The sequence below is a fragment of the Leptospira kemamanensis genome, from assembly GCF_004769665.1.
GTDB classification, from domain to species: Bacteria; Spirochaetota; Leptospiria; order Leptospirales; family Leptospiraceae; genus Leptospira_A; species Leptospira_A kemamanensis.
The window spans coordinates 1-767 of the sequence record NZ_RQGG01000031.1 but is presented as its reverse complement, the minus strand read 5'-3'; the positions used below and the strand labels follow the sequence as shown (position 1 = coordinate 767).

Sequence of the window (767 nt, the reverse complement as noted above, 5' to 3'; positions counted from 1 at the left end):
TAGCCTGATTACGTTTTTTCGGACACTTTTCTAATTCAATTTAACTCAAATTTTTCAGGACTCACATAACCTAGAAAAGAATGTGATCTCTGTCGATTATAAAATAGTTCAATGTATTCAAAGATGTTGTTTTTGGCATCCTTTAGATTTTGAAATACATTGAAATCGATTTCTCTCTTTAAGGTAGAAAAGAAGGATTCAGCTAAAGCATTATCCCAACAATTTCCCTTACGGCTGTTACTTCTCCTGATCCGATTGTTTGCTAATACTTTACGGACTTCACCAGAACAATAATTAGATCCTCTATCAGAATGAAATATCAAACCTTTGCTCGGATTCCTTGTTTCTATAGCGGATTGAATCGCTCCAACAATCAGTTCCGAATCATTTCTTGCGCTAATTTTCCAACTAACAACTTTCCTGGAATATAAATCTAGAATCACACACAGATATAACCAGCCAGAGAAACATTTGATGAAAGTTACATCGGATACCCAAACTTGATTCTTTGATCCAACCTTAAACTTTCGCTGAACTAAATCTGGAGCAATTCGCTTTGAATGTTTAGAGTCTGTTGTGCTAACTCGATACTTCTTGTCCTGTTTTCCTTCAATTCCCAATAAATTCATGGCTTTTTTGACTTTCCTTGCTCCGCATTCGAAGGAAGATTTCTTCACATCTTTGAGGATTCGAATCAATCCATAACTCTTCTTGCTTGATTTCCAGGAATGCTTTACAAAGTCGATGAAAGCAATTTCAAGATTCCC

General features: G+C 35.6%; 1 protein-coding gene. It reads right to left on the bottom strand.

Annotated elements, in window-relative coordinates; translation table 11 throughout:
* Window positions 1-35 precede the first annotated feature (35 nt).
* Window positions 36-767, bottom strand: a 732-nt coding sequence (locus EHQ59_RS10215) for an IS3 family transposase (RefSeq protein WP_135619559.1), incomplete at its 5' end; no start/stop codon positions are given.